Below are 16069 nucleotides of genomic sequence, written 5' to 3' on the forward strand. Positions count from 1 at the left end.
GGCAGGCGCCGGTTCCCGGCCCTGTGCCAAGGTGGAGGCGTCGTCCTGCCGGGCCCCCGGGACCATCGTCCCGGGGGCCCGCGCACGCCCGGCACCCCACCCGTCCGTCCGGCCCGGAAGAGGCCTGCGCATGTTCCTGACCATCACCACCACCGGCACCCCCGAACACCCCGCGACCGACCTGGGTCACCTGCTGCACAAGCATCCCGGCAAGGCGCAGGCGTTCTCCACCTCCTTCGGTACGGCGCACGTCCTCTACCCCGAGGCGGACACCGATCGCTGCACGGCGGCGCTGCTGCTGGAGGTCGACGCGGTGGCGCTGGTGCGGCGGGGCAAGGGCAAGGGACGCGGCGGCGCACCCGACGCGGCGCTCGCGCAGTACGTCAACGACCGGCCCTACGCCGCGTCCTCGCTGCTCGCCGTGGCGCTGAGCGCGGTGTTCTCCAGCGCCATGCGCGGCGTGTGCCGCGCCAGGCCCGAACTGCCGGGTCTGCCCCGCCCGTTGCGCATCGAGATACCGGCTCTGCCGGCCCGTGGCGGCCCCGCCCTGGTACGGCGGCTGTTCGAACCGCTCGGCTGGGCGGTCACCGCCGACGCCGTACCGCTGGACACCGGGTTCCCGCAGTGGGGAGAGTCCCGCTACGTGCGCCTGGTCCTGGAGTCGGACACCGTCACCCTGGACCGGGCCCTGCGCCACCTGTACGTCCTGCTGCCGGTCCTCGACGACGCCAAGCACTACTGGGTCTCCTCCGACGAGGTCGACAAACTGCTGCGGGCCGGCGAGGGCTGGCTGCCCGCGCACCCGGAGCAGAAACTGATCACCAGCCGCTACCTGAGCCGCCGCTGGTCGCTGGCCCGGCAGGCGATGGAGCGCCTGGAACTGCTGCGGCTGGCCGAGACGGACGACAGCGACGTAGAGGAGATCGACAACGCGGTGGCGGCCGAGACCGGCGCCGAGACCGACGAGAGGCCCACCCCCCTGGCCGTCCGGCGCCGCGAGGCGGTCCTCGCGGAACTGACGTCGGCCGGCGCCGCCCGCGTCCTCGACCTCGGCTGCGGCCAGGGGCAGTTGGTGCAGGCCCTGCTCGAGGACGCGCGGTTCACGGAGATCGTCGGCATCGACGTGTCGGTGCGGGCGCTCACCATCGCCGCACGGCGGCTGAAGCTGGACCGGATGGGGGAGCGGCAGGCCGCGCGCGTCACGCTGCGCCAGGGCTCCCTCGTCTACACCGACAAGCGGACCGAGGGGTACGACGCCGCCGTGCTCAGCGAGGTGATCGAACACCTCGACCTGCCCCGGCTGCCCGCCCTGGAGTACGCGGTGTTCGGCGCGGCCCGCCCCCGGACCGTCGTCGTCACCACGCCGAACGCCGAGTACAACGTCCGCTGGGAGACCCTGCCCGCCGGGCACGCCAGGCACGGCGACCACCGCTTCGAGTGGACCCGCGAGCAGTTCCGCGCCTGGGCGGACGCGGTGGCCGCCCGGCACGGCTACACCGTCGTCCTCCGGCCCGTCGGCCCCGAGGACCCCGAGGTGGGCCCGCCCACCCAGATGGCCGTGTTCACCCGCACGTCCCCGCACGAGCCGGCCCACGAGAAGGAGAAGGAGGCGAAGGCCGCATGACCGGGACACCCGACACCACCGCCACCCCGCAGGGACGCGTCCTGCCCGTCACCGACCTCTCGCTCGTCGTCCTCGTCGGCGCCACCGGCTCGGGCAAGTCCACTTTCGCCCGCCGCCACTTCAAGCCCACCGAGGTCATCTCCTCGGACTTCTGCCGCGGCCTGGTCAGCGACGACGAGAACGACCAGGGCGCCAGCCGGGACGCCTTCGACGTGCTGCACTACATCGCGGGCAAGCGGCTCGCGGCCGGCCGGCGCACCGTCGTCGACGCCACCAGCGTCCAGCCCGACGCCCGCCGGCAGCTGATCGACCTGGCCAAGCGGTACGACGTGCTGCCCATCGCCATCGTCCTGGACGTGCCCGAGGAGGTGTGCGCCGAGCGCAACGCCGCCCGCAGCGACCGGGCCGGTCTGCCCCGCCGGGTCATCCGGCGGCACATCCGCGAACTGCGCCGCTCCCTGCGTCACCTGGAGCGCGAGGGCTTCCGCAAGGTGCACGTGCTGCGCGGCGCCGAGGAGGCCGAGCGGGCCACCGTCGTCACCGAGAAGCGCTTCAACGACCTCGCCCACCTCACCGGCCCCTTCGACATCATCGGCGACGTCCACGGCTGCTCCGCCGAACTGGAGGCCCTGCTCGGCAAGCTCGGCTACGCCGACGGCGTGCACCCCGAGGGCCGCACGGCCGTCTTCGTCGGCGACCTCGTCGACCGGGGTCCGGACAGCCCCGGCGTGCTGCGCCGGGTGATGGCGATGGTGAAGTCGGGCAACGCCCTGTGCGTGCCGGGCAACCACGAGAACAAGTACGGCCGCCACCTCAAGGGCCGCAGGGTCCGGCCCACGCACGGACTGGCCGAGACCATCGCGCAGATGGAGGGGGAGAGCGAGGAGTTCCGGCGCGAGGTACGGGAGTTCATCGACGGACTGGTCAGCCACTACGTCCTCGACGGCGGCCGGCTGGTGGTCTGCCACGCGGGGCTGCCCGAGAAGTACCACGGCCGCACCTCCGGCCGCGTCCGCTCGCACGCGCTGTACGGCGACACCACCGGTGAGACCGACGAGTTCGGGCTGCCGGTGCGCTACCCGTGGGCGGAGGACTACCGCGGCAAGGCGGCCGTGGTCTACGGCCACACCCCGGTCCCACGGGCGACCTGGATCAACAACACGCTCTGCCTGGACACCGGCGCCGTGTTCGGCGGCAAGCTGACCGCGCTGCGCTGGCCGGAGCGGGAACTGGTCGACGTACCGGCCGAGCGGGTCTGGTACGAGCCGGTGAAGCCGCTGCGCTCCGAGGCGCCCGGCGGACACGACGGGCGCCCGCTGGACCTCGGTGACGTGCAGGGACGCCGGGCCGTGGAGACCCGGCACGGCGGCCGCGTCGCCGTCCGCGAGGAGAACGCGGCGGCGGCCCTGGAGGTCATGAGCCGCTTCGCCGTCGACCCGCGGCTGCTGCCCTACCTGCCGCCGACGATGGCGCCGACCGCCACCTCGCGGGCCGAGGGCTACCTGGAGCACCCGCAGGAGGCGTTCGCCCAGTACCGTGAGGACGGGGTCGCGCGGGTGGTGTGCGAGGAGAAGCACATGGGCTCGCGGGCCGTGGCCCTGGTGTGCCGGGACGCGGACGCGGCGCGCGAGCGGTTCGGCGTGGACGGCCCCACGGGCGCGCTCTACACCCGCACCGGCCGGCCCTTCTTCGACGACCCCGCGGTCACCGAGGAGGTCCTCGGGCGGCTGCGCACGGCGGTGACCGGGGCCGGGCTGTGGACGGAACTGGACACGGACTGGCTGCTGCTCGACGCCGAGCTGATGCCCTGGTCGCTGAAGGCGGCCGGGCTGCTGCGCTCGCAGTACGCGGCGGTCGGCGCGGCCGCCGCCGCGGTGTTCCCCGGTGTGCTGGGCGCTCTGGAGGGCGCCGCCGCGCGGGGCGTGGACGTCGGCGGCCTGCTGGCCCGCCAGCGTGAGCGGGCGTCGGACGCCGCCGCGTTCACGGCCGCCTACCGCCGCTACTGCTGGCCCACCGAGGGCCTGGACGGCGTCCGCCTGGCGCCGTTCCAGATCCTCGCCGTCCGCGGCCGCAGCCTCGCCGCGCTGCCGCACGACGAACAGCTCGCGCTGATCGACCGGCTGGTGGACCACGACAGCACCGGCCTGCTCCAGATCACCCGCCGCCTGTACGTCGACACCGGCGACGCCGACTCGGTCCGGGCCGGCGTGGACTGGTGGCTGGAGATGACCGGCCGCGGCGGCGAGGGCATGGTGGTCAAGCCGCTGCACGCGCTGGTGCGCACCGAGGCGGGGCGGCTGGTCCAGCCCGGCATCAAGTGCCGCGGCCGGGAGTACCTGCGGATCGTCTACGGTCCCGAGTACACCCGTCCGGACAACCTCGCCCGGCTGCGGCAGCGGTTCCTGAACCACAAGCGGTCGCTGGCGACCCGCGAGTACGCCCTCGGCCTGGAGGCCCTGGACCGCCTCGCCGGCGGTGAGCCGCTGTGGCGGGTGCACGAGGCGGTGTTCGGCGTCCTCGCCCTGGAGTCGGAGCCGGTGGACCCCCGGCTGTGACGGCCGGCGGCCGGCCGCGGCGGACTCCTCCTCCGTCGCGGCCGGACCGCGCCCGGCGACAGAAGCGCACGGAAACCGGCAACGGGGGGTGAAGGCGGGGCCGGGTGGTCAGGATGGAGACATGGGATTCCATGTCGACTCCGAGGCCGGGCGGCTGCGCCGCGTCATCCTGCACCGGCCCGATCTCGAACTCAAAAGGCTCACCCCCAGCAACAAGGACGCGCTGCTCTTCGACGACGTGCTCTGGGTGCGCCGGGCGCGCGCCGAGCACGACGGGTTCGCCGACGTGCTGCGCGACCGCGGGGTCGCCGTGCACCTCTTCGGCGACCTGCTGACCGAGACGATGGAGATCCCGTCGGCCCGGTCGCTCGTCCTGGACCGCGTCTTCGACGAGAAGGAGTACGGCCCGCTCGCCACCGACCATCTGCGGGCCGCGTTCGAGACGCTGGACGCGCCGGAACTGGCCGAGGCGCTGGTCGGCGGCATGACCAAGCGGGAGTTCCTGCAGGCGCACGCCGAGCCGGCCTCCGTACGGTTCCACGTCATGGACCTGGACGACTTCCTGCTCGGTCCGCTGCCCAACCACCTCTTCACCCGCGACACCTCCGCCTGGATCTACGACGGCGTCTGCGTCAACGCGATGCGCCTGCCCGCCCGGCAGCGCGAGACCGTCCACTTCGAGGCGATCTACCGCTACCACCCGCTCTTCCGCGGTGAGCCGTTCCACGTGTGGTCCGAGGGGCAGGCCGACTACCCGTCCACCATCGAGGGCGGGGACGTCCTGGTCATCGGCGACGGCGCCGTGCTCATCGGGATGAGCGAGCGGACCACCCCGCAGGCCGTCGAGATGCTCGCGCACAAACTGTTCGCCGCCGGGTCGGCGCGGACGATCGTGGCGCTCGACATGCCCAAGCGGCGTGCGTTCATGCACCTGGACACCGTGATGACGATGGTCGACGGGGACACGTTCACCCAGTACGCCGGGCTCGGCATGCTCCGCTCGTACACCATCGAACCGGGCTCGGGCGACAAGGAACTCAAGGTCACCGACCATCCGCCCGAGCACATGCACCGGGCCATCGCCGCCGCGCTCGGACTGAGCGAGATCCGGGTGCTCACCGCCACGCAGGACGTCCACGCGGCCGAGCGCGAGCAGTGGGACGACGGCTGCAACGTGCTGGCCGTGGAGCCGGGCGTCGTCGTCGCCTACGAGCGCAACGCCACCACCAACACGCACCTGCGCAAGCAGGGCATCGAGGTGATCGAGATCCCCGGCAGCGAGCTGGGGCGGGGCAGGGGCGGCCCGCGCTGCATGAGCTGCCCGGTGGAACGGGACCCCGTCACCTCCCCGGCCGCATAGAAATTCTGAGAGTCGTATAGAATTCCAGGAGTCCCTGTCCCTCACCCGTTGGAGCGCCCCCATGGCGACAGTCCCGACCGCCCTCGCCGGCCGCCACTTCCTCAAGGAGCTGGACTTCACCCAGGAGGAGTTCCGCGGTCTGGTCGAGCTGGCCGCCGAACTCAAGGCCGCCAAGAAGGCCGGGACGGAGACGCGGTACCTGAGCGGGAAGAACATCGCACTGATCTTCGAGAAGACCTCGACGCGCACCCGCTGCGCGTTCGAGGTCGCCGCCGCCGACCAGGGCGCCTCGACCACGTACCTGGACCCGTCGGGCTCGCAGATCGGGCACAAGGAGTCCATGAAGGACACCGCCCGCGTCCTCGGCCGGATGTTCGACGCGATCGAGTTCCGGGGCGACCGCCAGAGCGACGTCGAGGAGCTGGCCGCGCACGCCGGCGTCCCCGTCTACAACGGGCTCACCGACGACTGGCACCCCACCCAGATGCTGGCCGACGTGCTCACGATGACCGAGCACAGCGACAAGCCGCTGGGCGAGACGGCCTTCGCCTACCTGGGCGACGCCCGCTTCAACATGGGCAACTCCTACCTGGTCACCGGCGCGCTGCTCGGCATGGACGTGCGCCTGGTCGCCCCCAAGACCTACTGGCCCGCCCAGGAGATCGTCGACCGGGCCCACGAGCTGGCCGCCGCGAGCGGCGCGCGCGTCACCCTCACCGAGTCCCTGGAGGAGGGTGTGCGCGGCGCCGACTTCGTCGCCACCGACGTGTGGGTCTCCATGGGCGAGCCCAAGGAGGTCTGGCAGGAGCGGATCCAGTCCCTGGCGCCGTACGCGGTGACCATGGACGTCCTGCGCGCCACCGGCAACCCGGACGTGAAGTTCCTGCACTGCCTGCCCGCCTTCCACGACCTCGGCACCAAGGTCGCCCGGGAGATCCACGAGCAGTACGGCCTGCGGTCACTGGAAGTGACCGACGAGGTCTTCGAGTCCGCCCACTCGGTCGTCTTCGACGAGGCCGAGAACCGGCTGCACACCATCAAGGCGGTGCTGGTCGCCACGCTGGCGAAGGGCTGAGAGCCGCGGACGACAGTGGGTTCCGGCCGGCGGGCGGTGTCCGGTGCGTGCGACGGCGAGGCGCCGGAAGGTCCGTGCGGCGGGGCTGACAGGGCCTTCGGGCAGCGCGGCGAGGGCGCGTGCCGGGCGCCGTCCGCCGCGGCCCGCTTTCGTCCGCGGCTCCCGAACCCAGGCGCACCGCGTGCCGGGCGCCGCGCCGGTCAGGCGCCGCCCGGCCGCCCGGGCGGCGCGGACAGCCGGAACCACACCGCCTTGCCCGACGCGGTCGGCCGGTGCCCGCAGGACGAGCTGAGCGCCCGGATCAGCAGCAGGCCCCGCCCGTCCTCCCGCCACGGGTCGGGCGGGGTCAGGCCGGGGCGGGTCAGCCCGCCCGGCGGCTGAGGGTCCGCGTCGCGCACCTCCACGTGACAGCCGCCCGGCTCCAGCTCCACCAGCAGCTCTATCGGGCCGCCGCCCGCGGTGTGCTCCACGGCGTTGGCCACCAGCTCGGCCGTGAGCAGTTCCGCGGTGTCGCTGTCGGCCGTGTGCTCCTGCTCGGCCAGCGCCGTGCGGACCAGGGCACGGGCCACCGGTACGGCGGCGGCCGTGTGCGGCAGCGCGATGCGCCAGGCGGAAGCGGCGGGTTCGTACAACGTGTGTCCGTTCATGACGCAGGGCGAACCGGCGGTCACCATCGGGCTGTCCTGCTTTCGACGAGGGGAATGGTACGGGGGCCGTCGGCGGCGGCTCTCGGGGCCCTCCGTCCGGGGCCCGGCCCCGGCACGGACGGCCTACCCCTGCGAACGTCCGTCCTCCCCCGTCCCCTCCCGTCGTTACCGGGCCATGGACGACCTGTGACGAAGCGACGGACGCGCCGGTCGCACCGGCACGGCCGGCGCCTGCCGCGGGGACCCGCTCTATCGCGCCCTCGTGACGACAGTCAAAGATAGGTGATAACTTCGTGGAGGAGCGCCGGGCACGGCATCGCCGGCGTGCCGGACGACACGGGCAGTCCGCCGAGGAGGCCGTACGTCATGAGTCCCTTCACCGGCTCCGTCACCCGCACCTCCGCGTGGCGGCACCTGCGCGTCGAGCTGGACGGCGGGGTGGCCACCGTCACCCTCGCCCGCCCCGACAAGCTCAACGCCCTCACCTTCGGCGCCTACGCCGACCTGCGCGACCTGCTCGCCGAGCTGTCCCGGGAACGCGCCGTACGCGCCCTGGTGCTGGCCGGCGAGGGCCGCGGCTTCTGCTCCGGCGGCGACGTCGACGAGATCATCGGCGCCACCCTGTCCATGGACACCGCCGAACTGCTCGACTTCAACCGGATGACCGGGCAGGTCGTCAGGGCCGTGCGCGAGTGCCCGTTCCCGGTGATCGCGGCGGTGCACGGCGTCGCGGCGGGCGCCGGGGCCGTCCTGGCGCTGGCCGCCGACTTCCGCGTCGCCGACCCGAGCGCCCGCTTCGCCTTCCTGTTCACCCGCGTCGGCCTCTCCGGCGGCGACATGGGCGCCGCCTACCTGCTGCCCCGCGTGGTCGGCCTCGGCCACGCCACCCGGCTCCTGATGCTGGGCGAGCCGGTCCGCGCCCCCGAGGCCGAGCGGATCGGCCTGATCAGCCGGCTCACCGACGAGGGCCACGCCGACGAGGCCGCCCAGGCCCTCGCCCACCGCCTCGCCGACGGCCCCGCCCTCGCCCACGCCCAGACCAAGGCGCTGCTCACCGCCGAACTCGACATGCCCCTGTCCGCCGCCGTCGAGATGGACGCCGCCACCCAGGCCCTGCTGATGAACGGCGAGGACTACGCCGAGTTCCACGCCGCGTTCACCGAGAAGCGGCCGCCGAAGTGGCAGGGGAGGTGAGGCGGCGGTGACCGGCGCCCAGCGGGTCGCGGTCATCGGCGGCGGACCCGGCGGCCTGTACGCGGCGGCCCTGCTGAAAAGGCTCGGCCCCGCCCGCGAGGTCACCGTCTGGGAGCGCAACGCCCCCGACGACACCTTCGGCTTCGGCGTCGTCCTCTCCGACGAGACCCTCGGCGGGATCGAACACGCCGACCCGGTCGTCCACCAGGCCCTCGGACGGGACTTCGTGCGCTGGGACGACATTCACATCGTGCACCGCGGCACCCGGCAGACCTCCGGCGGACACGGCTTCGCCGCCCTCGGCCGGCGCCGGCTCCTCCAGATCCTGCACGCCCGCTGCCGCTCCCTCGGCGTCGACCTGCGCTTTCGCACCGAGGCCCCGCCCCCGGACCAGCTGCGTGAGACGCACGACCTGGTGATCGCCGCCGACGGTGTGCACAGCGCCACCCGCGCGGCGTACGCCGACGTCTTCCGGCCCCGGATCACCGAGCACCGCTGCCGCTACATCTGGCTCGCCGCCGACTTCGCCTTCGACGCGTTCCGCTTCGAGATCGCCGAGACCGAGCACGGCGTGATGCAGCTGCACGGCTATCCCTACTCCCGTCCGTCCTGCCCCGCGCCCGGCCACCACCCTTCGGCGAGCCTTTCCGGGCCACAGGACGAAGGCTCCTCCACGGTCATCGTCGAGATGCGCGAAGAGGTCTGGCGGGCCGCCGGGTTCGGTGAACTGGACGAACGGGAGTCCGTCGAGCGCTGCGCCAAGATCTTCGCCGACGCCCTCGGCGGGCGCCCGCTGCGCTCCAACAAGTCCGCCTGGACCACCTTCCGCACGGTGACCGACGAGCACTGGTCGCACGGCAACCTGGTGCTCCTCGGCGACGCCGCCCACACCGCCCACTTCTCCATCGGCTCCGGCACCAAACTCGCCGTCGAGGACGCCGTCGCCCTCGCCGCCTGCCTGGACGAACAGCCCACCGTGGAGCAGGCGCTGACGGCGTACGAGGCGGAGCGCAAGCCCGTCGTCGCCTCCACCCAGCGCGCCGCCCGGGCCAGCCTGGAATGGTTCGAGAACCTCGGCCTGTACCTCGACCAGCCACCCCGCCAGTTCGCCTTCAACCTGCTCACCCGCAGCCGCCGCGTCACCCACGGCAACCTGCGCCTGCGCGACGCCCGCTTCACCGACGCCGTCGAGCGCGAGTTCGGCTGCCCGCCCGGCACACCCCCCATGTTCACCCCGTTCCGGCTGCGCGGCCTGACCCTGCGCAACCGGGTCGTCGTCTCGCCCATGGACATGTACTCGGCCGTCGACGGGGTCCCCGGCGACTTCCACCTCGTGCACCTCGGGGCGCGGGCCCTGGGCGGCGCGGGCCTGGTGATGACCGAGATGGTGTGCGTGAGCCCCGAGGGCCGGATCACCCCGGGCTGCACGGGTCTGTGGACCGGACGGCAGACGGAGTCCTGGCGGCGGATCACCGAGTTCGTGCACCGGCAGGCACCGGGCACCGCCATCGGCGTGCAACTCGGCCACAGCGGACGCAAGGGCTCGACCAGGCTGATGTGGGAGGGCATGGACGAACCGCTGCCCGAGGGCAACTGGCCGCTGGTGGCCGCCTCCGCACTGCCCTACAAGCCCGGCAGCCAGGTCCCCCGCCAGCTCACCCGCGCCCAGCTCACCGACATCCGCGAGCAGTTCACCTCCGCCGCCTGGCGGGCCGCCCGCGCCGGGTTCGACCTGCTCGAACTGCACTGCGCCCACGGCTACCTGCTCTCCGGCTTCCTCTCGCCGCTGACCAACCACCGCACCGACGCCTACGGCGGCTCACCGGAGAAACGGCTGCGCTTCCCCCTGGAGGTCTTCGACGCCGTGCGCTCCGTGTGGCCCGAGGAACGCCCCATGACCGTCCGCATCTCCGCCACCGACTGGGCCGAGGGCGGTACGGGGGCCGAGGACGCCGTGGAGATCGCCCGCGCCTTCGCCGCGCACGGCGCCGACGCCGTCGACGTGTCGACCGGGCAGGTGGTCGCCGAGGAGCGGCCGGAGTTCGGGCGGTCGTACCAGACGCCGTTCGCCGACCGGATCCGGCACGAGGTCGGCGTCCCGGTCCTCGCGGTCGGCGCGATCTCCTCCTGGGACGACGTCAACTCCCTGATCCTGGCCGGGCGGACGGACCTGTGCGCGCTGGCCCGCCCGCACCTGTACGACCCGCACTGGACCCTGCACGCCGCCGCCGAACAGGGGTACCAGGGCCCCGGCGCGGTGTGGCCGGCCCCCTACCGCGCGGGCAGCAGGCGCCCGCAGACCGGCCGCACGGACGCGCCCGCACCGCGCCTGCACCCCGGTGGCTGACGCCCGGCCGGACCGCCGGCCCCGGGTCAGGCCAGACCCGCGAACTCGGCTCCCGCGTCCCGCAGCCGCTCGTGCAGGCCCCGGAAGACGGCGGCCGAGCGGAGCCCGGGCCAGTGGGCCGGCAGCAGGTGTGCGGGCAGACCGGGATCGGCGTAGGGCAGATGGCGCCAGGAGTCCAGGGCGAGCAGGTAGTCGCGGTAGGCCTCTTCGGGCGGCGTGTCATCGCGCCGCTCCCAGGCCTCCAGCACCCCCGCGTGCCGTGCGAGGAACGCCTCGTGCTGCTCGGCGACCGCCGCGAGGTCCCACCAGCGGCCGACCGCCTCGGCGGTGGGCGTGAAACCCAGGTGCTCGCCGCGGAAGAAGTCCACGTACGCGTCCAGCCGCAGCCGCCGCAGCGTGTGCCGGGTCTCCTCGTACAGCCGGGCCGGCGCGATCCACACCCCGGGGGCCGCCGTGCCGAACCCGAGCCCGGCCAGCCGGGACCGCAGCACGTGCCGCTTCTGCCGCTCCGACTCCGGCACGGAGAACACGGCCAGCACCCAGCCCTCGTCGCCCGGCGGGGCGCCCGCGTAGATGCGGCGGTCACCGTCCTCCAGCAACTGGCGTGCCTCGGCGGACAGTTCGTAGCCCGCGGCGCCCTGTGCGGTGCGGGCCGGGAGCAGCAGCCCGCGCCGCTTGAGCCGGGACACCGAGGAGCGCACCGAGGGCGCGTCCACCCCGACCGCCGCCAGCAGCCGGATCAGCTCGGCGACGGGCACCGGGCCGGGCGCGAAGCGGCCGTACGCCCCGTAGAGGGTGACGATGAGGGACCGGGGGCTGGTCGGGGCGGGTGGTGCGGGCTGGTCGGACACGTTGATCATTTTAGGTCGTCGGTACGACTGCCGGTCACCGTCACCGCTGGTCACCCTCGGCGCCGAGCCCGCCGAGCCCGCCGCGCCCGCCGCGCCCGTCGAGCCCGTCGAGCCCGCCGAGCCCGCCGCGCCCGTCGAGCCCGCCGAGCCCACCGCGCCCGTCGAGCCCGCCGTCCGGGTCCGGGCCGGCCGCCGTGCGCAGCCGGAAGCGCTGGAGCTTGCCGGTGGCCGTGCGCGGCAGGGCGTCCAGGAAGACGATCTCGCGCGGGCACTTGTACGGTGCCAGCTCGGACTTCACGAACGCCCGCAGCGCCTCCCCGTCCCGCGCCGCGCCCTGCCGCAGCACCGCGTAGGCCACCACGACCTGGCCGCGGGCGTCGTCGGGCCGCCCCACCACCGCCGCCTCCACCACGTCCGGGTGGCGCAGCAGGGCGTCCTCGACCTCCGGACCGGCGATGTTGTACCCGGCCGAGATGATCATGTCGTCGGCGCGGGCGACGTAGCGGAAGTAGCCGTCGGAGTCGCGGACGTAGGTGTCGCCGGTGATGTTCCAGCCGTCGCGCACGTACGCGCGCTGGCGGGCGTCGGCCAGGTAGCGGCAGCCGACCGGCCCCTGGACGGCGAGCAGTCCCGGCTCGCCGTCGGGCACGGGCCGGCCGTACTCGTCCTGCACGCGCGCCCGCCATCCCGGTACGGGCACCCCGGTCGTGCCCGGCCGGATGTCCTCGTCCGCGGCCGAGACGAAGATGTGCAGCAGTTCGGTGGCCCCGATGCCGTTGATGATGCTGAGGCCGGTGCGCTCGCGCCAGGCGTGCCAGGTGGCCGCGGGCAGGTTCTCCCCGGCCGACACGCAGCGCCGGAGCGAGGAGACGTCGTGGCCGCCCAGCCGGTCGAGCATGGCCCGGTAGGCGGTGGGCGCGGTGAACAGCACGGAGACGCGGTGTTCGGCGACCGCCGCCAGCAACTGCGCGGGGTGGGCCTCCTCCAGCAGCAGGGCACTGGCGCCCGCCCGCATCGGGAAGACCACCAGACCGCCGAGACCGAAGGTGAAGCCGAGCGGCGGACTGCCCGCGAAGACGTCCTCGGCGCGCGGCCTGAGCACGTGCCGGGAGAAGGTGTCCGCGATGGCCAGGACGTCCCGGTGGAAGTGCACGCAGCCCTTGGGCCGCCCGGTGGTGCCGGAGGTGAACGCGATGAGCGCCACGTCGTCGGCGGCGGTGTCCACCGCCCGGAAGGGGACCTCCGGCACCGGGCGGTGCAGCAGGTCGTCGGGGCCGTCGCCGCCGTAGGGGGTGATCGAGAGTCCCGGCACGTCGGCCTTGACCAGGTCCCCGACGGCCCGCACGTCGCACAGCGCGTGCCGGACGCGGGCGATCTCGCAGATCGTGGCCAGTTCGTGCGCACGCTGCTGGGCCAGCACGGTGACGGCCACGGCACCCGCCTTGAGGACCGCCAGCCAGCAGGCGGCCAGCCACGGCGTGGTCGGGCCGCGCAGCAGGACCCGGTTGCCGGGCACCACACCGAGGTCGGCGGTGAGCACCTGCGCGATGCGGTCGACGCGGGCGCGCAGGCCGGCGTAGGTCCAGGTCCCGCCGGCGGGGGTGTGGAACACCGGGCGCGCGTCGGCGGGCCCGGGGCGGCCGAGGAGTTCGGCGGCGCAGTTCAGCCGGTCGGGGTAACGCAGCTCCGGCAGGTCGAACCGCAGCCGCGGCCACTGGTCGGGGGGCGGGAGGTGGTCGCGCGCGAAGGTGTCCACGTGGGCGGAGCGGACCGGCGGCCGGACGGCGTCCCCGGCGCCCGGCCCGGCGCTCGCGGGGCCCGCACCGGCTCCGTTCGTGCGGCCGGCGCCCGGACCGGCTCCGTCCGCGTGGCCGTCGTCCGGGCCGGCACCGTCCGCGCGGGTGGCGCCCGCGCCGGGATCCGTCGGGTTCATGGCGGTTCGCCCCCTTGTCGTGGTGGGCTCGCACAGGGAGCGTATCGTGTTGATGACGACAGTCAACGGGGCGCGATACGGTGGTCGTGGACCCCGGTCGTCCCGGGGGAGGGAGGACCGGCGAATGTCCGCATTCTCGCTCGAACCGGCCCAGATCGCCTGGTGTGCCGAGCTGCGCTCGCTGGCCGCGGACCGGCTGCGCCCGCTCGCCGAGCAGGGCGAGCCGGGCCGCGTGAACCGCCCGCTCCTGACCGAACTGGGCCGACTCGGGCTGCTGGAGCGCCTGTTCACCTCCGGCGCCCTGGACCTGTGCCTGATGCGGGAGTCCCTGGCGTACGCCTGTACGGAGGCCGAGACCGCCCTCGCCCTCCAGGGTCTCGGCGCCCACCCGGTGCACGCCCACGGCACCCCGTCCCAGTGCGCCCGCTGGCTGCCGGCCGTGGCGGAGGGCAGCGCGGTCGCGGCGTTCGCGCTGAGCGAGCCGGGCGCGGGCTCGGACGCGGCGGCCCTGGCGCTCCGCGCCGAGCCGGAGGACGACGGTCCGGCCGGCGCGCGCCCCAGGGCAGCCCGCGAGGGGCCGGGCGGGGCGGCGAGCACGGCCGGCCCGGAGCATTCCCGTGCGGCGCCCGCCGGCGCCGCCGCGCCGCCCCCGCCCGGCGCACCCCGCGAGCCGTCCGGCGCGCCGGCGGCGCCCGGCCGCCCCCGGCGCTGGCGGCTCACCGGCACGAAGTGCTGGATCTCCAACGCCCCCGAGGCGGACCTCTACACCGTCTTCGCGCGCACCACGCCCGGCGCCGGCGCCCGCGGCGTGACCGCGTTCCTGGTCCCCGCCGACCGCCCCGGCCTCACCGGCAGCGCCCTGGAGATGCTCTCCCCGCACCCCATCGGCACCCTGGACTTCGACGGCGTCCCCGTCACCGAGGACGACGTGCTCGGCGAGGTGGACCGCGGCTTCCGGGTGGCGATGAGCACCCTCAACCTGTTCCGTCCCAGCGTCGGCGCGTTCGCGGTCGGCATGGCGCAGGCGGCGCTGGACGCGACCGTCGCCCACACCGCCGGCCGCGACGCCTTCGGGGGCAGGCTGAGCGACCTCCAGGCCGTCGCCCACCAGGTGGCCGAGATGGCCCTGCGCACCGAGGCGGCCCGCCTGATGGTGCACGCCGCGGCGAGCGCGTACGACGACGGCTCCCCGGAGGTCCCCCGCCGCTCCGCCATGGCCAAACTCCTCGCCACCGAGACCGCGCAGTACGTCGTCGACACCGCCGTCCAGCTGCACGGCGCCCGCGCCCTGTGCCGGGGCCACCTCCTCGAACACCTCTACCGCGAGGTGCGCGCCCCCCGGATCTACGAGGGCGCCAGCGAAGTCCAGCGCGCCGTCATCGCCAAGGAGCTGTACGCCCAGTACCGGACCGGGGAGGCCCCGTGACCGTCCAGCGCGTCAACCCGCCCGAGCTGTCCCCGCCCGCCGGCTTCTCGCACGCCGTCGTCGCCACCGGCTCCCGCGTCGTGTTCCTGGCCGGCCAGACCGCGCTCGACCAGGACGGAAAGGTGACCGGAAAAACCCTCCCCGAACAGTTCGCCCGCGCCCTCACCAACCTCCTCACCGCCCTGCGCGCGAGCGGCGGCACCCCCGCCGACCTCGCCCGCGTCACCGTGTACGCCACCGACGTCGCCGCCTACCGCGCCCACGCGGGTGAACTCGGCCGCCTGTGGCACCGGCTGGCGGGCCGGGACTATCCGGCGATGGCCGTCGTGCAGGTCGTACGCCTGTGGGACGAGGAGGCGATGGTGGAGCTGGACGGTCTGGCGGTCCTCGCCTGACGGCCCGCGGGCCGGACACCGCCGACCGCCCGCCAACTCGCCACCGAAGGGGTGAGGGTCACGGCGCGGGCCACGGTCGCCGGGTAGCAGTGGAGACCCCCATCCCACTCACCCGTACCGGGAGGCCCCCGATGTCCCTCACCCGTGGACGATCCCTCACCCGTGGACGATCCCTTCTCGGCGCGCTCGGCACGGCCGCCGCCGCGCTGCTGCTGAGCGCGCCCGTCTCCTTCGCGGCGACGGCCGCCGAGGAGAGCGTCACCGTCGACCCGGCGGTCCGGACGGCGGCCGACGGCACCGTCACGATCTCCGGCACCTACCGCTGCACCGGCGCGAGCGGCCCGGTCTTCGTCAGCTCCGCCATCAGCCGCGACGGCTCCGTCACCCGCTACGGCATCGGCGGCACCCGCGCGGTGTGCGACGGCGCCGTGCACACCTGGACCAACACGGGCACGCCGGCGAACCCGCTGGAGCCGGGCGCCGCGCACGTCGAGGCCACGGTCATGGAACTCACCACCCAGGGCGGCCTGCCGCTGATGCCCCGCTTCCACGCGGTCGCCGAGCAGGACGTCACCCTGTCCCGGGCCTCCTGAGCCCCCGGCCGGGCGCACCGCAGGAGACCGGCCGGCTGCCCGCGTCCGCGCCGCCCGCCGCCGCGAGCG

The 16069-nt window shown here is 74.4% G+C and carries 12 protein-coding genes; 9 read left to right on the forward strand and 3 right to left on the reverse strand.

The annotated features are described in order from the left end of the window. The first annotated feature begins 130 nt into the window (after positions 1-130). From IG64_RS15110 to argF, 4 genes are all read left to right on the forward strand, one after another. Positions 131-1624, forward strand: a complete 1494-nt coding sequence (locus tag IG64_RS15110; protein ID WP_037856044.1) for a 3' terminal RNA ribose 2'-O-methyltransferase Hen1 — start codon at positions 131-133, stop codon at positions 1622-1624. Next, positions 1621-4179 (forward strand): polynucleotide kinase-phosphatase, encoded by a 2559-nt coding sequence (locus IG64_RS15115; protein ID WP_037856048.1) that lies wholly within the window; start codon positions 1621-1623, stop codon positions 4177-4179. The genes IG64_RS15110 and IG64_RS15115 overlap by 4 nt, the downstream gene beginning before the upstream one ends. Positions 4180-4300: 121 nt before the next feature. Beyond that, positions 4301-5539: an arginine deiminase gene (locus IG64_RS15120; protein WP_037856049.1), complete on the forward strand. Its 1239-nt coding sequence runs from the start codon at positions 4301-4303 to the stop codon at positions 5537-5539. Positions 5540-5600: 61 nt separating this feature from the next. Beyond that, positions 5601-6614, forward strand: coding sequence for an ornithine carbamoyltransferase (argF, locus tag IG64_RS15125; RefSeq protein ID WP_037856050.1), 1014 nt, complete (start codon positions 5601-5603; stop codon positions 6612-6614). A gap of 200 nt (positions 6615-6814) precedes the next feature. Here argF and IG64_RS15130 read toward each other — a convergent pair whose 3' ends face one another. Continuing rightward, on the reverse strand, positions 6815-7261 hold the full coding sequence (locus tag IG64_RS15130; protein WP_234438518.1) for an ATP-binding protein: 447 nt from the start codon (positions 7259-7261) through the stop codon (positions 6815-6817). A 366-nt stretch (positions 7262-7627) separates the two neighbouring features. On the opposite strand from IG64_RS15130, the gene IG64_RS15135 reads away from it, so the two are divergent. Both IG64_RS15135 and IG64_RS15140 read left to right on the forward strand, forming a co-directional pair. Then, the gene (locus tag IG64_RS15135; protein WP_037856052.1) at positions 7628-8455 is read left to right on the forward strand and encodes an enoyl-CoA hydratase family protein; all 828 of its coding nucleotides are present in this window, start codon (positions 7628-7630) and stop codon (positions 8453-8455) included. Between the two features lie 7 nt (positions 8456-8462). Continuing rightward, on the forward strand, positions 8463-10802 hold the full coding sequence (locus tag IG64_RS15140) for a bifunctional salicylyl-CoA 5-hydroxylase/oxidoreductase (protein WP_037856054.1): 2340 nt from the start codon (positions 8463-8465) through the stop codon (positions 10800-10802). Positions 10803-10828: 26 nt separating this feature from the next. On the opposite strand, the gene IG64_RS15145 is transcribed toward IG64_RS15140, so the two are convergent. Both IG64_RS15145 and IG64_RS15150 read right to left on the reverse strand, forming a co-directional pair. Continuing rightward, positions 10829-11662: a PaaX family transcriptional regulator C-terminal domain-containing protein gene (locus IG64_RS15145; protein ID WP_037856056.1), complete on the reverse strand. Its 834-nt coding sequence runs from the start codon at positions 11660-11662 to the stop codon at positions 10829-10831. A 31-nt stretch (positions 11663-11693) separates the two neighbouring features. Further along, entirely contained in the window at positions 11694-13586 is a 1893-nt protein-coding gene (locus IG64_RS15150) for an AMP-binding protein (protein ID WP_078884015.1), read from the reverse strand. Between the two features lie 124 nt (positions 13587-13710). On the opposite strand from IG64_RS15150, the gene IG64_RS15155 reads away from it, so the two are divergent. From IG64_RS15155 to IG64_RS15165, 3 genes are all read left to right on the forward strand, one after another. Then, complete coding sequence (locus IG64_RS15155; protein ID WP_037856058.1) at positions 13711-15012, forward strand: acyl-CoA dehydrogenase family protein; 1302 nt, start codon at positions 13711-13713, stop codon at positions 15010-15012. Continuing rightward, positions 15009-15407 (forward strand): RidA family protein, encoded by a 399-nt coding sequence (locus IG64_RS15160; protein ID WP_037856062.1) that lies wholly within the window; start codon positions 15009-15011, stop codon positions 15405-15407. The genes IG64_RS15155 and IG64_RS15160 overlap by 4 nt, the downstream gene beginning before the upstream one ends. A 131-nt stretch (positions 15408-15538) precedes the next feature. Next, positions 15539-16000, forward strand: coding sequence for a DUF6299 family protein (locus tag IG64_RS15165; RefSeq protein ID WP_037856066.1), 462 nt, complete (start codon positions 15539-15541; stop codon positions 15998-16000). The last annotated feature ends 69 nt before the right edge of the window (positions 16001-16069 follow it).

It is taken from the genome of Streptomyces sp. NRRL S-340, assembly GCF_000720185.1.
Classification (GTDB): domain Bacteria; phylum Actinomycetota; class Actinomycetes; order Streptomycetales; family Streptomycetaceae; genus Streptomyces.